The sequence below is a fragment of the Streptomyces sp. NBC_01717 genome (assembly GCF_036248255.1).
Classification (GTDB): Bacteria; Actinomycetota; Actinomycetes; order Streptomycetales; family Streptomycetaceae; genus Streptomyces.
The window spans coordinates 8,758,625-8,778,505 of record NZ_CP109178.1 but is presented as its reverse complement, the minus strand read 5'-3'; the positions used below and the strand labels follow the sequence as shown (position 1 = coordinate 8,778,505).

The window sequence follows — 19,881 nt, the reverse complement described above, 5'->3', positions numbered from 1 at the left end:
GCCCGCTCGCGCGCTGAGGGGGCTTTGAGGCGCTGAGACCGGAAGTCGGTCCGGTGGGCGTCGGCGCCCGCTGCATGCCGATCCTCACGGCGCGAGGACGCCGAGGCGGTCGGCCGCCTCGATCACCTCACCGAGCAGCCCGAGCCATTGGTCCACGTCGGCGGCCTGTAGGCCCACGTCGAGCCCGAGGCCCTGGCCGCCGGCGAGGTACACCTGGGTCACACCACTCTCGCGGGCGGCCATGAGGTCCTCGGCGATCTGCCGGGGCGATCCGCCGAGGAAGGGCCGGCCTTCCCCGATCGGCTCACGGGTGACCGGGGTCGGCCAGGGCACCTGGTTGACCACCATGAGGTCCCCGGGGTCGCGGCCCGTCTCCCGGGCGGCGTCATGGAGCGTGGACACGATGTCGCGCAGTTCCTGCGCCGAAGAGGCGATCGGGATCAGGCCGTCCGCGATCCGTCCGTGCGCGCTTGACGGCGGCCGGCGCATTCGCGGCCAGCAGCACCGGAATGCGGGCCCGGAACGGCTTGGGGTTCACCTGCGACGGCGCGATCCGGTAGAACTCGCCTTCGTGCCGGACCGGGTCCGGGCCCCACGCGGCCCGCATCGCCGCGATGAATTCCTCCGTGCGGGCGCCCTTGCGGCCGATCGACACGTTCGCCGTCTCGAACTCGTTGTGCTGCCACCCCTGTCCCAGGCCGGCAATGACCCGACCGCCGCTGACCCGGTCCAGGGTGGCGAGCCGGCGGGCGAGCATCACGGGTACGTGCAGCGGCGCCACCAGGACCGCGGTGCCAAGCTTGATCCGCTCGGTCACGGCGGCGATATGGCTCAGCGTCTCCAGCGGCTCGTATGTCGAGCCGTAGAACTCCGGCACCATCTCGGGTTCACGCCCCGTCCACAGCACGACCTTGTCAATCGGGCGGAGCAGGCGTTCGAACGTCCACAAGGCGGCGTAGCCGAGCCGTTCGGCCTCCTTGGCGACCTTGACGATCGTCTCCGGCGAGGTCTGCGGCCCGGCGGTGGGCAGTGCCAGACCGAGTTCCATAGGTCCTCCAACAGGTGGAATCGGGTTGTCAGAGATCGCAGTCCCGACGAGTCAGCGATACCAGGACGCGGCCGGTAATGCGCCGCGGCCGTATGCCGCCGGGAATCTACTCGGACACCGGATGGCCGACGCCACGGAATGGCACGATCCTGCCACCGGATATCGTCGTCGCCAGATCACCGGGCCGCGTGCCGTATCCGGCAGCATCCCTGGCCTTCCAACGGGAGGCCGTCTGGGTACTCGACGGCCGGCTGACCTTCCACGAAGGCGATGCAGTGCACGAACTCAACCCGGGCGACTCGATCGACGTCGACGAACCCGTCCCGCACGTCTTCGCCAACACCAGCGATGCCGAGTGCCGCTATGCGATCATCCTCACCCGCGTCGAAAGGCCGTGACCTTTCCCTGTATCCGGCCGACGTCACCGGTACCGCGCCCGCCGCAGCTTTCGCACCAACTACAAACCCTCGTCACAGCCTGTTTCCGGGCTTTCTCGTTGACACTGCCGGGGGGTGGCCTGCGACCACAACCTGCCGCCGTACGCCTCAGTGCCCGCCGTCGTCCCCAGGACGAGCATTCACGAAGCGTCCGAGCCGTGACCGGCCGGCCAAAGGGGCAGTTCAGCGCCCCCAAGCGTACGCAGAGACAAGCTCGGCGCCGACCAGAACGAGCGCAACGCCCTGTGCCGACCAGCCTGCTTTTGTGCCAACTGAAAAGCCTGGTCACAACCCGTGTGACCGCTGACGGTAGTTGACATTGACGCGCCCCAACCACCTCGGCTTTTGCCAGATGGCATCAGCACGACCTCGGGCCGGCTGCGGAGTCTTCTTGGCACCTGGGTACAGGTTCTTGCGCTTGTAGGACCGCGCAGATTCCTTCGGCTCCCTATCGATGGCATCGTTCATCCGATCGGGCGAACCCTCGGTGCGGAGTTTCCCTGCCTGCACCTCTTCCCAAGTCCACGCGGATCCAATCCGAGTCCACAACAGGACAGCAGGGGCCCGGTATTGCTACTACAGGCGCTCTGCAGAAGCTCAACACTGGTGCATTTGACGCGATTTGCCGCTCGGCTGCGACTCCACCATGCTCCTCGCCGGAAACCTCTTCAGTTGGGTTCGGATAAAAGGGTGGAGCTGTGCTTTCGCTGGCCTCTGTACGGCACGAGAGCGTGCCGGTCGACGTCACGCTTCCTGCGACGCGCTGGTCGGATGTGTCGACGCTGCATGATCTCGCGCGCCCGTACGCTCTCAGCCCCGATGCCGTCGAGCGGTTGGCCATGCCCTCGGGGTGGAGCTCCCGCTGGACCACGTCCTGGCGGCTCGGGCGCGAGCTGGTGACCTGCCCGGTCCGGGATCTGAACGGGGTGGACATGGCGCGCACTGTGCCTGTACGCCGCTTCACCTGGCGGACCGGGCAGTGGCACCGACCGGGGCTCGAATACCTGGTCAGTACCGATCGGCACCACGGGTTCGAGAGTTTCGAGGAGGAGTTGCTGCTGCTGGCCGCCGACTTCGCCGGTCGGCTGATCGAAGCCCTGGCTCAGCCCTTCCGGCTGCGGTTCCTGACCACAGACGGAGCCGTCGACCACATTCCCGACTTCCTGCTATTGACACGCGGGACGCCCTGGTTGGTAGATGTGCGCCCGGCCGAGCGCATCGCCCCCGAAGACGAGGTCAAGTTCGCCGCCTCGGCGGAGGTCGCGCTGACCGTCGGGTGGAACTACAGCGTGGTGTCGGGCTGGCGGCGGCACGCGGTGGGCCTGGTCGACAGCTTCTCCGTTGGAAGGCGGCCGCTGTCCGACCGCCTGGGCCTGCAGCAGCAACTGCTGTCGGCGGCTGCCCAAGGGCCGATGCCGTTCGGGTCGCTGGTGCAGCAGTGCAGCGTTCCGGCGGTCGGCCGAGCCCAGGCGATCCACCTGCTGTGGCACCGACGGCTGGGATTGGACATGTCGGGCCCCTTGGCGGACGCGAGCACGGTCCGTCTAGCCCCCGAGGCAGGGCGCCGGCTGCGGACGGGGTGGTGACGGTGACCGGACCGATCGCCTGGGACCTCTCCCCAGGAAGCGAGTTCATCGTGAACGGCGCCGTGTGGACGGTGTCGGCGTTCGAGCCCCAGGTAGGGAAGGTCGTCCTGGTCCCGGCCGAAGGAGAGCCCTGGAAGACCTCGGTGCGCCAGCTGATGCACCACCCGAGTTTCCGGCCCTCGACCAAGACTCGGAGAGACCTACCCGCGGCCAATCGCGGCCGGCAGCCGAAGGCGATGTTCGACCTCCCGCCGGAGAAGCAGCGGCTGGTCATGCTTCGGATGGAACACCTGCGCGAGGTCGAGACCGGGTATCGCAGCGGCGACTACCTGATGGCACTGCCGGAGGAGCCCAAGCCGCAGTACGACCCGGCGGTCACGACGCTGACGCAGCGGCGCCAGGCCAAGGCCCGGGAGTTACGGCAGGCCACGGCGCGGAACCCCGGCCTGGCGGTGGAGCAGGGCATGGACAAGGTCAGCTACCGGACCCTGGTCCGTTGGGACCGCGACCGCCATCGTTTCGGTCCGGTGGGCTGTGCAGACGACCGCTGGCTGCGGGGGGCAACTGGACGGCGCGTCACTCCGGCTGTGCGGGAGGCATTGTTCGTGGTGCGGCAGGAGACTCTGCACCGCTCCAAGCTCACGGCGAAGGACCGCGAGCGCTTGATCAAGCAGTACGTTCGCGAGGAGTACGGGGAGAAGGAGCCCGTTCCCGCCTACGACACGCTCCGGCAGTTGTGGCTGGAGTGGTTCGGCTCCTCGGGTTCCCGCAGCCGCTACGCGCGCTCGGCGGCCCGGATGCAGCAGCATGCGACGGGCCGGCATGTGGTGGCGTCGCGGCCAGGGCAGGTGGTGGCCCTGGACACGACGGTGCTGCCGGTGAAGGTGCGAGAGGAGATGTTCGGCGACCCGGTCTCGGTTCATCTGAGTCTGGCCCTGGATGTATACACGCACTCGATCGTCGCGTTCCGGCTGACCCTGGTCTCCGACACCTCGGTGGACATCGCCATGGTGCTGCGGGACGTGATGATGCCGCTGCCGATGCGCCCGGACTGGGGCGAGGAGATGGAGTGGGCCTATCCCGGCGTACCCGCCACGATGGTCGCCGAGTTCAGCGGACACAAGGTGGCCGGGCTGCCGTTCTTCTCGCCGGAGACCGTCACCACCGACCACGGCTCGGTGTACAAGAACCACTATCTGATCGAGGTCCAGCGGGTGATCGGGGCGAACATCCGCCCCAGCCGGGTTCTTCGTCCGACTGACAAGCACGCGGTGGAGCGTGCGTTCGGGGCGATCCAGTCGCTGCTGTTCCGGATCCTGCCGGGCTACCAGGGAGTCGACACCGCGGACCGCGGGGTGGACCCCGAGGGGGACGCGTGCCTGACCGTCACGGAGATGGAGCACCTGATCGCGTCCTGGATCGTGAAGATCTGGCAGAACCGCAAGTTCGCCTCCTACGCGCCCAGTTGGGATCCGTCCGGGGACCACAGCCCTAATTCCCTGTTCGCCGCGTCCATGGCGCAGAGCGGCTTCGCGCTGGAGATCCCGCCGGCTGAGCTGTACTACCAGCTTCTGCCCTCGCACCGGGTGATGATCCACGGTAGGCGGGGCGTGAAGATCAAGAATTTGTGGTACGACGGGTCCGCCCTGGATGACTACCGCTTCGGTCTCTCGGGGCGGGGCGGGGTCTCGAAGAACAAGTACGTGATCCACCGCGATCCCCGTGATCCGTGCTTCGTCTACTTCCAGGACCCGCTGACGCACGACTGGCACCAGTTGCGCTGGGTCGGCCTGCCCGAGGAGGGACGGGTGCCGGCCTTCAGCGACGCACGGGTGCGGCAGGTGCTGCGAGACCTGCGCAGCCGGGGGCTGGCGCCGAAGTCCGACGCGGAACTGCTGCCCTTGCTGCTGGACCTGATCGGCGGCCGGGTACCGGTGGACCAGTGGCCGACCCGGCTGACAAAAGCGCAGCGCACCGAGCACTCCCGCGAGGAGGCCCAGGCGGCAGCGGCAGCAGCCGACCGGCCTAAACCTGCCCTGGCGACCGCCGTGCCCGCCCCGGTCGGCGTCCCCGCGCCCCATGACGTCAGCGACATTGAGCCGAGCAATGTGGTGCCGCTGCAGTGGCGCGAGCGCGCCGAGCAGGGCCAAGCCGCCGTCGACGGCGAGCGCCGACGCAGGCGCGAAGCGGCAACCCCGGAGGAGACCGCCGCGCCCCCAGTGCTCAGCCAGCGGCTGCGCGAACGCAGTCTGCTGGCCCTACCGGACGAACACGAAACCGAAAACGCAGACACAGACGCGGACCACGCAGACGCCCGGGACGGGCGCTAGGGAGCATGATGAGCGACTTGAAGGACCAAGAACCCCGAGCCGGGGCCTCGTTCCTGCCCGGTCCCCCGATCGACCGCACCCGGGTCGAGGGGTTCCAGCGCTGGCGGTGCACCCGCGACCTGTTCGTGCCGGCCCCCGTGCTGACGATGGCCCAGTACGCCGATCTGACTCCGCGTCGGCGCCATATCCACAACCTGCACCGGCTGGCCACTCACAGCAGTCTGCCGGTGCAGGGCACTCCGATGAGCGAGGCGGTGGGGTGGACGGTGAAGGCCCGGATCGAGGACGGGGCGTTCAGTCACAAGGCCGGTATCCGCACCGGGGTCATGGTCAACGGCGGTGGAGCGCAGGGCAAGACCGAGACGGTCTGCGAGGCGCTGGCAGCTTTCGAGGAGGAGTGGCTGAAGGTGAACAACTACCTCAACCCGGGCGCCGTCATGGGCACCAGGGACCTGGTCGCGCCGGTCGCCTATGTGCGCTGCCCGGTCAAGGCGACGCCGATCTCCACCTGCAAGCGGATCCTGGACTACTTCGGCGAGGACTACAAGGGAATGCGCCTGGAGGACCTGGTCCGCACTGTCCACGACGCCCTCGCCGAGCACGGCACCAAAGCGCTGGTGATCGACGACATCACCCGTCTCAAGCTCCATCGGGAGGCCGACCAGGACGTCTTGGACCTGCTGCTGGAGATGATGAGCATGACTGTGACCCTGATCCTGGTCGGCGTCGGCATCCCCACCTCCGGCCTGTTGCGCCGGGGGCGCCTGGACCCGGCCACCAAGCAGTGGGTCTTCCCGCCTATCAAGGACCGCGGCCGCAGCCCCAACGACCTGGCCGCTACCCAGCACGAGCGCCGCTTCGAACTGGTCCACCTGGACCCGTTCAGCTACGAGACCCCGGCCGGAATCAACGCCTGGATCGTCCATCTGCGGGGGCTGGAGAAGTGCGTGCGGCTGCTGCACGACACAGCAGGCATGCTGACCGAGCAGGACATGCCGGAGTACCTTTTCCAACGCACCAACGGAGTCGTCGGGCTGCTGGAGAAGCTCATTCAGAGGGGCTGTCGGCTGGCTATCGAGAATGGCAGCGAGCGGCTGACCCGCACGCTCCTGGACCGCTGCGCGATCTCCCCCACCGACCTGGCGGACCTGGACGCGGAATCGGGTGAGCAGCCGGTGATCCCGCCGGTGCGCTCCAAGCCGCCCCAAAAGGCGCGGAGTCGCAACACCGTCTTCGACGACGACGGCCCGGCAGCGGAGTCGGCCGTATGACCCAGCCGGGGCCGTTGGCCCGAAGTCTTGCCCCCCTACCGGGAGAGTCCATGGCCGGCTTCCTGCTGCGGCTGTCCTACCGGCTGAGGCTGACTCCCCACCGTGTAGCGACCCTGTGCGGGCTAGCCTGCCGCAGCGACAGCATCCCCCAGGAGCAACTGCGCGGACTACCCGCCGACACCGCACGCAAGTTCGCCCGCGCCGCGCACCTGACCGACGAGGAGGTCGAGGGCCTCACCCTTCGGGGGTTCACGGCCTCATACCCCCCGCTGGCCAAACTGCGGGCCTGCGCCACCTCGGCCCCCGGGCTCAAATCCCACGTCAACTGGGCCACGAACCCGGTCGGTCGCTACTGCCCACAGTGCCTGGCCGGCGATGGCAGCACGATACAGTCCGCCTTCGGCGGCCCCTGGCAGTTACGCTGGCACCTGCCAATCGTCTTCGCCTGCACCGTACACCGCCAGTTGCTGGAGTGCGCCTGCCCGCACTGCGCGCAGCCCTTGACCGGCCGCGTCATCCGTCGCTACAACCTGCTCCAGCTCCCGCACGTCCCGGGCCTGCACCCGCTGCAGTGCCGCAGTCCCGCCCCCGGCCTACCCCGCGCGCCGCGTGCCCGCAACACACCGTGCGGCGGACGCCTCGACGTGCCCGCCGCCTCCACAACTGTTCTGCACGAGGAGGATCTGGAACGCGTCCTTTCCCTGCAGCACTACCTGAACCTGAACCTGGAGTCCGGGCAGCAGCGTGGGAGCGCTGGAGCGGCGGACCGCTCGTTCTTCCCCGACCTGGTCCTGACAGCACACCTCGTCACGCTGACCTGGCCCCTGGGCGCCGCCTTCCTGCCGTCCTCGGCCCTCGCCGACCTGGTCGACGCGCACATCTCCGACTCGGGAGCCCGGTCCGGCGCCGGGTTCGCTGCGCGACGGTCCGCACCCGGCGAACCCGCCCGGAGCGCGGCCCTCCTCGTGGCCGCCGACACCGTCCTGGGCAACCGAACTCTGGCGTCGCTGCGCGAGCGCATCGAGCCGCTGACCCGCGAGGCGTACCGGCGATCGACCTCGATCGCCGACAAGCTGTTCACCCGCAGCGACGTCTCTGCTGTTCTGTTGCGCGCCGCCGCGCCGCGGATCCACGGCTTCCAGCGGCGCGTCGCCAATCGGTACTCCTTGCCCGGTCACCTGTTCCGGATCGAGGAGGTCCCACCCCTTCTGCCGCAAAGCTGGCTCGACGTACATTTCCCGGCTCTGACACAGAAGATGCCCCGGATGACCAGACGGTTGGAGCATCAACTGAGGCAGGGCGGGTCACTCCGGCTCGCCGAGCTGGCATGCGGCAGGAAATGGCGCGACTGCGCACCTGCCCTGGGGATTCCTGCAGGGAGCGCCAAGCGCACCATGAACGTCCTGGGCCGCGAGCTGGCGGACTCCGGCCTATGGCTGGCGTTCGAAGAGTCGGTCGACCGGGTGGCCCGGGACCTCGACGCCTGCGACAAGCGCATCGACTACGCCCGTCGGCGGCGGCTGACGGCGGACTGGAAGCTGACCACTGAGGACTGGCAGCGGCTGTGCGCTGGACTTCCCCGTCTCGAACAACTGGCACAGAAGGGGGACCCGCGCCTGGGCGAAGCCGTCGTCTGGAGCGCCGTGAACCAGGCCAGCTACCTCTGCAGCCCTGCCCTGACCAGCCGACGTACCGCTCCCACGACGGAAAACCTGGTCCGTCAGGTCACCGTGCTGTACAACCCCGACCGTTGCCGCCGGTCACGGCGCATGCTCCTCGACCGCCTCCAACGGCACGCAGAACGCCTCGCGACGGCCTGCGACCAAGGACTCGATCTGCCGATCTCCGTGGCCGTGCAGGAAGCACCGCAATGACCGGCCGCGCCTTGGCCAGGAGCCTCGCCCCACTGCCAGAGGAATCCCTGCGCGGCTTCCTGCTGCGGCTGTCCTACCGCCTGAACCTGCCTCCAAGCCGCGTCGCCCACCTGTGCGGACTCGTTACCGCGCAACGGCGGGTGCCTGCCGGGTACCTTGCCGGGCTGCCCGAGGACCGGGCCGTCGTCCTGGCCCGCGCCGCTCGCCTGACCGTCGGCGAAGCCCGTGCGCTCACCCTGGCTGACCTGGCCGACGCCTACCCGCCGCTGGCCAAGGGCACCGCGGCTTTCGGCCGCAACCACGCCGCCGCGCAGCGGCACTGGGCCTGGGACCTCTCCAGCCGCTACTGCCCCTCGTGCCTAGCCGGCGACAGCAGTCCGGCCCAACAGGCCCTCGGCGGCGCCTGGAAGCTGCGCTGGCACCTCCCCGTCGTCTTCGCCTGCCTCAACCATCACAGCCTGCTCACCTCCGCCTGCCCCGGCTGCGACACCCCGGCCAACGCGCACGCCAGCGGCGAGCGTCTCGGCCTGATCACACAGCACTCACTCGCCAACCTTCACCCCGCCCAATGCCGCCAACGTCCAAAGGGCCACTCCCACCCCGCGTGGGCCAAGGGCACCTGCGGGGCGCGTCTGGACCAGGTCCCCAGCCGCAGCGGCACCCTGACGGCGGGCGATCTCCGGTCCCTGCTTGCGCTGCAGCAGCTGATCGACCGGCATCTCACGCCCGGGAGTTCTTCCCCCGGAGCACCCGGCTCCTTCTTCACCGACCTGGTCGCTGCCGCCCACCTGATCACGCTGAGCTGGCCAACCGGCGCGGACCTGCTCGGCTCCCCGGCCCTGGCCGCCCTGGTCGACCTGCACGTGGTGGCATCCGCCGCGCCAACCGTCCCCGGCAGGCCCGGGCCAGGGCCGGGGCGTACCTCGCGCTGGGCCGCCCCAGCCGACAGTTCCCTACGCGGAGCCCTCCTGCTGGCCGCCAAGAGTCTGCTCGGCAACGACCCTGCCGACGAAACCGCCCTGCGAGACCGTGTCCAGCCCTTGGCAGAAGCCGCGTTCGAACGTATTCCCGCCAACACGGCGGCAGCCTTCCGCCGGTGGGACTTCACCCCGGCCATGGCCCGTGCCGTCGCCCGCAAGACCAACGGCTTTTACCACGCGGGTGGGCACCGCTCATCCGGCCTCCGGTTGCCCTCACGCGCCGACGGCTTCACTTCCGAAGAGGTCCCCGCGCTCCTGCCCACACTCTGGTTCGACGCCCACTTTGCCGAGGTCACTCGACAACTGGCACCTTTGGGCAGTTGGACTGCCCGCCACCTACGCCGGGCAGCGTCACTCAAACTGGTCGAGATGGCGGCCGGAGGCGCCTGGCCCGATTGCGCCGAGACTCTGGCGATCCCATGGAACACCGCCCAGCAGAGCCTCAAGGTCCTCAAGCGCGAACTCTCTCCCGGCAAGCTGTGGCCAGTATTCGACCATGCCGTCGAGGCCGTGGCCCACGACCTCGACGCCCTCGCCGACCGTGTGAACTACGCCGAACGCCGCCGTGCCCTGGCCCCCTGGCGGCTTCCCGACTCCGACTGGGCCGTGCTGACCCAAAACCTCCGGCTCGGCTGCGGCGCCAGCTCTCCCACCGGGGACACCGGTACCGTCCTGATCTGGACGGTGGTCACCCAGGGTGACCACCTGCACAGTCCCATGACCACCGCCCTGCGCGCCGCCCAGCAGAGCACCCAGACCCTGACCGCGTCGATCGCCCAGCTCGTGACACCGGCCAACCGCAAGGGCAGCAAAATCGAGCTCCTGCGCCGAATCGACCACTACGCCGAGCATCTCGCCACTACCTTCGACCATGGTCCAATCCAGCCGTACCCGGCCGAAACCTGCTGAGATCGGCCACTGAACCCGACACTTGACAGTGCCTTTCACCTGGGCGGTGTTCCGCGGTGGAGCTGCTGTGTGCGCCGCCCAGGACACCGGCGGGCCTTGATGAAAATTACGAAGCAGCAGATCAGGGGCTTGCCCCAGACTGCCCCGGGAACACCCTTCTCGAATCTTGGGAACGTGTGCGGATAGTTTCACCGGTACTGCATGCCCCATCCGGCCAGGCGCCACCGACAGCCTGGCTTCGGCTCGACCGGTGCTCCTAACGATCACCCCGGGTGAGCCTCTCCGCAGACACGGCTGCCACGTCTACCAAGCCCGCCCGGCCAATGCGCCTCGGTGTGGACCGCACAGGCGGGGCACTGGGGCCACTCGGCCCCGCCGCTTACCCGCTCAGCCCCTGTGGCCCACGGAGCACGCGCCGAACACTGGAGAGGAAGCGTCCGGAAGGAGATCTTGCGATGACCGGCACCAAGGAAGCCCCGGTGCACGCACTGCTAGGCGACGGCACCACCGTACGGATTCGCCAGGCGGGGTCGGCGGACCGCGAAGAAGTGCTACGGCTGTACCAGGAGATGTCGCCGGAGAATCTGCGGCTGCGGTTCTTCTCCGCCAACCCCGCCTCCGCAGGGAAGGCCGCCGACCGCGTGGCAGCGGGTGAGCGGCCTGGCTACCGCGCGCTAGCAGCTGAATACGCGGGACATCTGGTAGGCCTGGCGGAATACGAGGTCCTGCCACCAGGAAGCACCGCCGAGATCTCGGTGGCCGTCGCCGATGGGTGGCACCGCCGGGGTGTGGCGACGCTGTTGCTGGAACACCTGGCGGACGCGGCCCGTACGGCAGGGGTGACGGCGTTCAGCGCGGAGGCCCTGGCCGAGAATCACGATGTGCTGAAGGTCTTCCACGACCTGGGGCTGCGCGTCACCAGTCACTTCGACGGTCCTGAGGTGCACTGCACGGTCGAACTCACCGAGGACAACACCTACCTGAATGCCGTCGAGATCCGGGGCCGGGTCGCCGACGTCGTCAGCCTGCAGCCGCTGCTGCGGCCGAGGGCCGTTGTGGTGATCGGTGCCGGACGCAAGCCAGGCTCCGTAGGGCGGGCGATCCTGAGGAACATCCGCACCAGCTCCTACACCGGGCTGGTCTACGCCGTACACCCCGAAGCGGCAGCCGTCGCCGGAGTACACGCCTACAGCTCCGTCGCCGATCTGCCGCAGGTGCCTGACCTGGCCGTGATCGCCATACCGGCCGCGTACGTCGACGGAGTGGCAGAGGAGTGCGGGAAGGCTGGCGTGCGAGCCTTGCTCGTGGTCTCTGCGGGACTGAACACGCACCAGGCCGCGGGCCTGATGGGCTCGTGCCGGCGCCACGGTATGCGACTGGTTGGTCCCAACTGCCTAGGGCTCGCCAACACGGAGGACCGCGTACGTCTCGACGCGACCTTCGCTGCCCGCCATCCCGGACCGGGAACCGCTGGAGTCGCCGTGCAATCAGGCGGTGTCGGCATCGCGCTGCTGGACGGCCTCGCCCGCCTCGGCATCGGCGCGTCCAGCTTCGTCTCGCTCGGCGACAAGTACGACGTCAGCGGTAACGACATGCTCCAGTGGTGGGAGAGCGACGGGCACACGGACCTGGCGCTGCTGCATCTGGAATCCTTCGGCAACCCCCGTGCCTTCTCGCGCACTGCCCGCCGAGTGGCCCGGGCAATGCCGATACTCACCGTGGACGCCGGCCGATCCGAGGCCGGCCGGCGCGCCGCAGCCTCCCACACCGCGGCGGCGGCCACCCCGACCATGACCCGGCAGGCTCTGTTCACCCAGGCGGGTATTACTGCCACCCGCACCATCGGCGAGCTCCTGGACACCGCTGCCCTGCTGCATGCACAGCCCCTGGCCGCAGGTACCAAGGTCGTTGTTGTGAGCAATGCAGGGGGAGCGGGAGTCCTGGCCGCGGACGCGTGCACGGACGCCGGGCTCGTCGTCCCGGCGCTCAGCGCCGACCTGGTGGACGAGCTTCTTGGCCTACTGCCGGATGGTGCCACCGCCACCAATCCCGTGGACGTCACTGCGGCGGTCGGCGAAAAGCAACTACAGGCGTGCGTCAGCCTCCTGGCCCGGCACGGCGCCGTGAACGCCGTGCTCGTCGCGCTGGTCCCCACTGCTGTCGCCGCGGCCACCGGCGAGGACCTGGTACGCGCCCTGACATCGGCCCCAGAGCCGCTCCCCCGTCCGGTCGTCGCGGTCCTGCCTGCCCAGGCGGCCCGTGTCGAACTTCTACCGGCGGCCGACGAGAGCACCGTCCCCGCGTACTCGGACGCCGAGGACGCCGCCCGTGCCCTCGCCCACACCGCCGCCCGCGCCGACTGGCTCTCCCGGCTACCGAGTTCAGTACCCGATTTGCCGAGCGTGGAGACCGGCCGCGCACGGGATCTCGCCGCCGCATATCTGGACGGCAACCCGAAAGGTGGCTGGCTGGATCCGCAGGCGACCGCGGCGCTCCTCGCCTGCTATGGCATCCCTCAGATCCCCTGGGCGTGGGCCCGGGACGAGGACGAGGCCGTCGACGCGGCCGAGCGACTCGCAGGGCCTGACGGGCGCGTCGTGATGAAGGCCTACTGGCCAGGGTTGCTGCACAAGAGCGAGCAGCACGCCCTCCACCTGGACCTGCACAACGCCTCCCAGATCAGAGCCGCTCACCGTGATCTGGTCACCCGGTTCGGTGACCGGATGACTGGGGTGGTCATCCAGCCACTCGCCGAACGCGGCACCGAACTGTTCGCCGGGGTCGTCCAGGACGAGGTCTTCGGACCCCTCGTGGTGTTCGGGCTGGGCGGTACGGCGACCGAACTGCTCGCCGACCATGCGGCCCGGCTGGCCCCGCTGACGGAGCTCGACGCGCACGACCTGCTGACCTCGCCACGCTGCTCCCCGCTGCTGTTCGGCTACGCCGGCCGTCCCACCGCCGACCTCGGTGCTCTGGAGCAGCTGCTGCATCGGCTGTCGCGAATGGCCTCGGACCTGCCCCAGCTGGCCGACGTCGACCTCAACCCGGTCCTCGCCGGGGCGCACGGGATCACGACGCTCGACGCCCGCGTCCGGCTCGTCCCGCGCCATGCCCACGACCCGTATCTGCGTCGGCTGCGCTGACACGGTCCCCACAGATTGAAGGAGACCGGCCACGGACCCACGAAGATCGGCGCCGCCATGCGCACCGTAGCGAGCGAACGGGCCTGCTCCATCGGTGTTCGGGCCAGGCGAGCGGTGTCAGTTGGGGAGTGTGAGGCGGAAGGTGGTGTGTCCGGGACTGCTGGTGACGGTGGCGGTTCCGCCGTGGGCGGTGATGACGGCATGGACGATGGCGAGGCCCAGACCGGTGCTTCCCGTACTGCGGGAGCGGGCATGGTCGGCACGTACGAAGCGGCCGAAGACCTCGGGCTGAAGCTCTTCGGGGATGCCTGGCCCGTTGTCGCTCACGCTGAGGGAGACGCTGGCCCGATCGGTGGTGAGGGCGATGGTCACGTCGGTGTCCGGCGGGGTGTGGGTACGGGCATTGGCGAGGAGATTACCGATGGCCTGCTGGAGCCGGTGGGCGTCTCCGGCGACGGTGACAGGTTCTTCGGGGAGGTCGAGGAGCCAGCGGTGGCCGGGGCCAGCGGCGCGTGCGTCCTCCGTCGCGTTCAGGATCAGCAGGGTCAGATCGACCGGTTCGTGTTCGAGGGGGCGTCCGGCGTCCAGGCGGGCGAGGAGCAGCAGGTCGTCGACAAGGCGAGTCATGCGCCGGGCCTCGGCATCGATGCGTTCCAGGGCGTGGCGGACTTCGGCGGGGACGGGGCCGTGGTGGCGCAGGGCGAGTTCGGCGTGGCCGCGGATGTTGGCGACGGGGGTACGTAGCTCGTGGCTGGCGTCGGCGGCGAAGTGCCGGAGCCTCTCCTCGCTGGCCTGACGTCGGGTGAGGGCGTCTTCGACGTGGCCGAGCATGTGGTTGAGGGCGGTGCCGACCTGGCCGACTTCGGTGCGCGGGTCGGTGTCGGGAAGCGGCCCGGGCATGGCGACCTCGCCGCTGGCGAGCGGCAGCCCGGCAACCTCCGCTGCCCGGGCGGTGACCCGCTGGAGGGGGTGCAGGGAGATCCGCACCCACAGGGCACCGGCGATGCCGGTGACTACGAGGGCGGCACCGAACAGTACGGCTTCGACCGCTTCGAGGCGGTGGAGGGTCTCCTCCACCGGGTGCAGGGGCAGGCCGGTGATCAGAATGTCCTGGTCGTCGCCCTGGACGGCCGTGACGCGATAGCCCCCCAGTGTGGAGAGGCGGATGCTGTGCCCGCTTCCGTCGACGGGAATTCCCGCAAGGGCGCGGCGATCACTGGGGGTGAGGTGGAGGGGTTGGTCGGTGGCTTCATCGACGACGGCCGCCTGGGTGACGGTGCCGTTCAGGAGGCGGGCACCGAAGGTCGCCTCGGCCTGACCGCGCGTGTCGGGACGGTTGTCCGCGTCGGGTTCGGCCTCGTGTTCCAAGCTGGCGGCGAACCGGCCGCCGGAGGCGGAGAGCTGTTCGTCCAGCCGCCCCATCAGGAAGCCTCTCAAAGCGACGGCGGTGGTGAGGCCGACGGCGAGGCAGGCGAGGGCGAGCAGAGTGACGAGTCCGGCGGTGAGCTGACCGCGCAGGGTGCGGGGCGGCAGGCGCCTCATGGGGAGTCCGGCTTGAGGACGTAGCCGACGCCGCGCACGGTGTGGATCATCGGGGTGCGTCCGGCATCGATCTTCTTGCGCAGGTAGCTGATGTAGAGCTCGACGACATGGGCGCGTCCGCCGAAGTCGTAGGCCCAGACCCGGTCGAGGATCTGGTCCTTGGACAGCACTCGGCGCGGGTTGCGCATGAGGAAGCGTAGGAGTTCGAACTCGGTGCGGGACAGGTCGACGTTGGTCCCGCCGCGTCTGACCTCCCTGGCTTCCTCGTCCATGACGAGGTCGCCGACGGTGAGCCGGTTCGTGCCCGGCTCGGCGGTCATCCCGGCCCGCCGGAGCAGCCCGCGCAGCCGGGCCAGGACTTCTTCCAGGCTGTAGGGCTTGGTGACGTAGTCGTCGCCGCCGGCGGTGATGCCGGCGATACGGTCCTCGACGGCGTCGCGGGCGGTCAGAAACAGCACGCACACGCTGGGTGCCTCGCGCCGAAGGGCCCGCAGGATGTGCAGGCCGTCGAGGTCGGGCAGCATCCAGTCCAGGACCACCGCATCGGGCCGGAAATCACGGGCCGTGGTGAGCGCGGTCGCGCCGTCTGCGGCGGTGCGGACCTGCCAGCCCTCCCCGGTCATGACCCCGGCCAGCACGTCCGTGACGTCGGGCTCGTCGTCGACGACGAGGATCCGTACGGGCTCTCCGTCGGGGCGGTGCAGTAGCGAGGTCTTACGTGGCTCGTCCATGGTTCCTTCAGCATCCCCCGGCACAGGCCACAGCAGGGCGCGCCGTGTCTCTGAGTTTCCTCTGAATCGGCGCTGAGGGCGGCCGCCAGGGCCGTTTCAGAAGGTACACAGAAGTTGGACTGTGAGGCTGGCCGCCCATCACCGGAGCGTGTCTCTTCCGGAGGAGCGCCATGACCGCCACCACATCCACCACCACGTACGCGAGCCGTGGGATGCGCCACCGGCGCCCGCGCCGCAGCATCGTGCCGATTCTGGCGCTGCTCGTGATCTGGGCCAGCGCTGCCGGGGTGCTGGCCCTGTGGTGGAGCGACACGACCTCGGTCGTCGGTCCGGCGGGCTGGCTCACCGGTGCGGGACGCATCACCGGGCTCCTGGCCGGCTACGGCTGCGCGGTCCTCCTCGCGCTGATGGCCCGCATGCCGCTTCTGGACCACACCATCGGCACGGACCGGCTCGCCCGCTGGCACGCGTTCGGCGGCCGCTGCACCATCTCCCTGGCCCTCACCCACACCCTGCTGATCAACTGGGGCTACTCACTGACCTCGCACACGAACGTGGTCAGCCAGACCTCCACGCTCGTCCTACGTTACCCCGACCTCCTCAAGGGCACCGCCGGCTTCCTGCTGTTCCTGACCACCGGAATCCTCTCAGCCCGCGCGGCCCGCCGCCGAATGAGTTACGAGACCTGGCATTACCTGCACTTCGCCACCTACCTGGCCGTCTTCCTCACCTTCGGGCACCAGCTCTCCAACGGCGCCGACTTCGTCGGTAACCGCTCCGCCCAGGCGGCCTGGTACACGCTGTTCCTCGGCGTCGCGGCGCTGGTCGCCTGGTACCGGTTCGCCGTACCCGTCCGGCGCGGACTGCGCCACCGACTGCGCGTGGCCGCGGTCCATCCCGAGGCACCGGGTGTGGTCTCCGTCCACCTCACCGGCGACCACCTGGACGAGCTGGGCGGTGAGCCGGGGCAGTTCCTGCGCTGGCGCTTCCTGGCCCGCGGGCTGTGGTGGACCGCCAACCCCTACTCCCTCTCCGCCCCCGCGCAATCCGGCCACCTGCGCATCACCGTGAAGACGGCAGGCGGGCACAGCGCCGCGCTGGCCCGCCTGGCACCCGGCACCCGGGTCTGGGCCGAGGGACCTTACGGCGCCTTCACCGCGAGGCGCCGCACCGCCCCCAAGGTCCTTCTTCTGGCCGGCGGTGTCGGCATCACCCCCTTGCGCGCGCTCTTCGAGACACTGCCTGGCCAGGTCACCCTCGTCTACCGGGCCCGCCGCCCGGCCGACCTCGCCCTGCGCAGTGAACTCGACGCGATAGCCGCCCGCCGGCGCGCCGGCGTGCACTACGTCGTCGACGAACCGGCCGCCTACTCCTCACCCCTCACCGCCCGGGGCCTGACCGATCTGGTGCCGGACCTGGCCGCACACGACGTCTACCTCTGCGGCCCTCCCGGCATGACCCAGGCCGCGATCACAGCCCTGCGCGACGCCGGTGTGCCGGCACGGCGTATCCACCACGAGTCCTTCGCGTTCTGAGGAGAACCGCCATGCGCCCAGCCGTCCTCGCCACCACCGGGATCAGCGCCCTCGTCGTAACCCTGCTCGCCCTCAAACCTCACCAGCTCCCCGCCCTCGCAGGAGTGGCCCCCAGGTCCCCAACAGCCTCCGCATCGCCACACACCCCCGCCGGTGCGTCCACGGGGACGGGCACATTCACCGGAGATCCCATCGATACCCAGTACGGAGCCGTGCAGGTCGCCGCCGTCCTCTCCAAGGGAAAGATCACCTCCGTCAAGGTTCTTCAGGCACCGGACCAGAACGGCCGCGACCAGCAGATCGCCGCCTACGCCCTGCCCCGCCTCACCCAGGAGGCCATCGGGGCTCAGAGCGCGCACATCGATGCCGTCTCCGGTGCGAGCTACACCAGCCAGGGCTACATCCAGTCCCTCCAAAGCGCCCTGGACCGGGCCCATGCCTGACCCCGCGCGCGGGCTGCGCCACGTCGAGCACGTCATGGACACCGTCTTCTCCTTCGACCTCCGTGACAAGCCCACCACCGCCATCCACCGTGCCCTCGCCGAGGCTGTGCACCACCTCCACCGGGTCGACGCCGTGTTCTCCACCTACCGGCCCGACAGCTACATCAGCCGCCTCGACCGCGGCGAAATCCGCCTTCAGGACTGTCCGGCCGAAGTCCACGAAGTCCTGTCCCTGTGCGCACAGGCCACCCACGACAGCGACGGCTGGTTCAGCATCACCCCCTCCGGCACCCTCGACCCCTCAGGTCTCGTCAAAGGCTGGGCCACCGAAACGGCGTCCCAGCTTCTTTACGACGCGGGCGCGCACCACACGTGCGTCAACGGCGGCGGTGACCTGCAGCTCCGCGGTCAGGCCGGCCCCGGCACTCCGTGGCGCATCGGCATCGCCCACCCGCTGCGCCCCGGCGAACTGGCCACCGTCATCACCGCCGGCCACGACCTGGCCGTCGCCACCTCGGGCACTGCCGAACGCGGCGTTCACATCGTCGACCCGCACAGTGGTACACCCGCCGCGGCGTTCGCTTCCCTCACCCTCGTCGGGCCCCGCCTGACGCTCACCGACACCTACGCCACCGCCGCATTCGCCAGAGGCGACGGGGCACAGGGCTGGGTGGAAACACTGGACGGATACGAAGCACTCGCGGTGCTGCCCGACGGCCAGGAATGGCGTACCCCAGGATTCCGGCGATATGGATCATGAGACAGGGCGCGGACTCATTCCCGCTCGCAGGGAACGGCCGCCTCCCGGTCACGGCCGCGGCTTCGCCACCGAAGGCGCCGTAGAAGCTCTACTTGTTCCCTGTCCAGCGTTGAACACCAACCCCGAAGGAGCCCCGCTGTGGGACCCGACCTGATCAACGGCATTCCCGCGCACGTCTTGTTCGTGCACTTCGTCGTGATCCTGGTACCCCTCACTGCTCTCGCTCTGATCCTGTGCGCCGCCCTCCCCTCGGTCATGCGCCGGTTCGGACTTGCACTCCCGGCCCTCGCCCTGGTGTCCCTGATTAGCGTGCCGTTGACGACAAACGCCGGCGAGTGGCTGGAGCGGCACGTGGACAGCAACGCCCTGGTCCGCAAGCACACCGAACTCGGCGAGGAACTCCTTCCCTGGGTCGTCGCACTCTTCCTGGCGGCCACGGCGGTGTGGTGGTCCTACCACCACACCGCCCACCGCACCCCCGAAGCGGGGGGATCCACCAGCACGGTGGCCATCCCGCTGCGCATCACCGCAGCGGTTCTGTCCCTCGTCGTCGGAGTCGGCGCGGGCGTACAGGTGTACCGAATCGGCGAGTCCGGTGCCAAAGCCGCCTGGCACGACGCCTACTCCTCCACCGCGCACTCCAACCGTGACTGACCGGCATCCGTCGGGGGGCACCCCAGCCCGGGGACCGCGCTCGTTGACAACCACACAGCATCCAGCCCTTCTGCTTGATGCGCATTGAGCACCAAAACCAAAAGCAGGAGGTCCAGGACATGCCCGAGCACCACTGCTCGGCTCACGCGGTCGGTCCCTGTGATCACACCGCGAACCACACGGGGAACTGACCCCCGTAGCCGCGAAGCGCCGGTGGCACAACGGCTGCTTCTCACAACGATCCATTCCCGGAGCAAGATCAAAATCGGGTCACCGGGGCGTCGCTCGGATCGTTTCTCAGAGCTCGCTCTCGCGCAAAGCGAGTCGACCCCTTCCGGGGAGATGTTCTCGCCGTCCGTGGGGTCGAGGTTGGGGCCGTGCCGCGCGTTCGGCCCGCGTTGGAGCGGTGAGCACGACGATGGCACCGATCCCGGTAAGCATCGGCTCGGAGGCCGACCCCCGCCGACAGGGCTGATCGCCCTGCTGTAAACCGGCACGGAGGCCCGCCGTCGGCCGGCGCACCGCTGCCGTCACAAAACCTTCCCAGCGATGGTGCCAACCGGAATACGCAGCGACGTTCCCGCGAACGCGGACCGGTCTGCCCGAGCTGCGCCAGGTGTGGCGTGCCGCTTTCGGAG

The 19,881-nt window shown here is 69.4% G+C and carries 15 protein-coding genes; 11 read left to right on the top strand and 4 right to left on the bottom strand.

From position 1 onward, the window contains the following. Positions 1 to 84: 84 nt before the first annotated feature. Both OHB49_RS39735 and OHB49_RS39730 read right to left on the bottom strand, forming a co-directional pair. A complete protein-coding gene (locus OHB49_RS39735; RefSeq protein WP_329165790.1) occupies positions 85 to 402 on the bottom strand; it encodes a hypothetical protein in 318 nt (105 codons plus the stop codon). Beyond that, positions 386 to 1,048 carry a TIGR03619 family F420-dependent LLM class oxidoreductase gene (locus OHB49_RS39730; protein ID WP_329165788.1) on the bottom strand — a complete coding sequence of 221 codons (663 nt, stop codon included), beginning with the start codon at positions 1,046 to 1,048 and terminating at the stop codon, positions 386 to 388. Before OHB49_RS39730 ends, OHB49_RS39735 begins: the two co-directional genes overlap by 17 nt. A 77-nt stretch (positions 1,049 to 1,125) precedes the next feature. Between OHB49_RS39730 and OHB49_RS39725 the strand changes: the two genes are divergently transcribed. The 7 genes from OHB49_RS39725 (at position 1,126) to OHB49_RS39695 (ending at position 13,578) form a co-directional block, all read left to right on the top strand. Beyond that, complete coding sequence (locus OHB49_RS39725) at positions 1,126 to 1,446, top strand: cupin domain-containing protein (RefSeq protein WP_329165787.1); 321 nt, start codon at positions 1,126 to 1,128, stop codon at positions 1,444 to 1,446. Positions 1,447 to 2,183: 737 nt separating this feature from the next. Next, complete coding sequence (locus OHB49_RS39720) at positions 2,184 to 3,071, top strand: TnsA-like heteromeric transposase endonuclease subunit (RefSeq protein ID WP_329165786.1); 888 nt, start codon at positions 2,184 to 2,186, stop codon at positions 3,069 to 3,071. A gap of 2 nt (positions 3,072 to 3,073) precedes the next feature. After that, on the top strand, positions 3,074 to 5,401 hold the full coding sequence (locus tag OHB49_RS39715; RefSeq protein ID WP_329165785.1) for a transposase: 2,328 nt from the start codon (positions 3,074 to 3,076) through the stop codon (positions 5,399 to 5,401). 8 nt (positions 5,402 to 5,409) lie between these two features. After that, a complete protein-coding gene (locus OHB49_RS39710) occupies positions 5,410 to 6,672 on the top strand; it encodes an AAA family ATPase (RefSeq protein ID WP_329165784.1) in 1,263 nt (420 codons plus the stop codon). After that, positions 6,669 to 8,546, top strand: a complete 1,878-nt coding sequence (locus OHB49_RS39705; RefSeq protein ID WP_329165783.1) for a TniQ family protein — start codon at positions 6,669 to 6,671, stop codon at positions 8,544 to 8,546. The genes OHB49_RS39710 and OHB49_RS39705 overlap by 4 nt, the downstream gene beginning before the upstream one ends. Further along, complete coding sequence (locus OHB49_RS39700) at positions 8,543 to 10,435, top strand: TniQ family protein (protein WP_329165782.1); 1,893 nt, start codon at positions 8,543 to 8,545, stop codon at positions 10,433 to 10,435. Before OHB49_RS39705 ends, OHB49_RS39700 begins: the two co-directional genes overlap by 4 nt. A gap of 455 nt (positions 10,436 to 10,890) precedes the next feature. Then, the gene (locus OHB49_RS39695) at positions 10,891 to 13,578 is read left to right on the top strand and encodes a bifunctional acetate--CoA ligase family protein/GNAT family N-acetyltransferase (RefSeq protein WP_329165781.1); all 2,688 of its coding nucleotides are present in this window, start codon (positions 10,891 to 10,893) and stop codon (positions 13,576 to 13,578) included. A gap of 117 nt (positions 13,579 to 13,695) precedes the next feature. Here the strand turns inward: OHB49_RS39695 and OHB49_RS39690 are convergent, their stop codons facing one another. Then, on the bottom strand, positions 13,696 to 15,120 hold the full coding sequence (locus OHB49_RS39690; protein ID WP_329165780.1) for a sensor histidine kinase: 1,425 nt from the start codon (positions 15,118 to 15,120) through the stop codon (positions 13,696 to 13,698). Next, a complete protein-coding gene (locus OHB49_RS39685) occupies positions 15,117 to 15,851 on the bottom strand; it encodes a response regulator transcription factor (RefSeq protein ID WP_329165779.1) in 735 nt (244 codons plus the stop codon). The genes OHB49_RS39690 and OHB49_RS39685 overlap by 4 nt, the downstream gene beginning before the upstream one ends. Before the next feature lie 170 nt (positions 15,852 to 16,021). On the opposite strand from OHB49_RS39685, the gene OHB49_RS39680 reads away from it, so the two are divergent. The 4 genes from OHB49_RS39680 to OHB49_RS39665 all read left to right on the top strand — a co-directional run bounded on the left by OHB49_RS39680 (position 16,022) and on the right by OHB49_RS39665 (position 19,243). After that, positions 16,022 to 17,386: a ferredoxin reductase family protein gene (locus OHB49_RS39680; RefSeq protein WP_329165777.1), complete on the top strand. Its 1,365-nt coding sequence runs from the start codon at positions 16,022 to 16,024 to the stop codon at positions 17,384 to 17,386. Between the two features lie 11 nt (positions 17,387 to 17,397). Beyond that, positions 17,398 to 17,829, top strand: a complete 432-nt coding sequence (locus tag OHB49_RS39675; protein ID WP_306092165.1) for an FMN-binding protein — start codon at positions 17,398 to 17,400, stop codon at positions 17,827 to 17,829. Beyond that, a complete protein-coding gene (locus tag OHB49_RS39670; protein WP_329165776.1) occupies positions 17,822 to 18,589 on the top strand; it encodes an FAD:protein FMN transferase in 768 nt (255 codons plus the stop codon). Before OHB49_RS39675 ends, OHB49_RS39670 begins: the two co-directional genes overlap by 8 nt. Before the next feature lie 138 nt (positions 18,590 to 18,727). Further along, entirely contained in the window at positions 18,728 to 19,243 is a 516-nt protein-coding gene (locus OHB49_RS39665) for a DUF2231 domain-containing protein (protein WP_329165775.1), read from the top strand. The last annotated feature ends 638 nt before the right edge of the window (positions 19,244 to 19,881 follow it).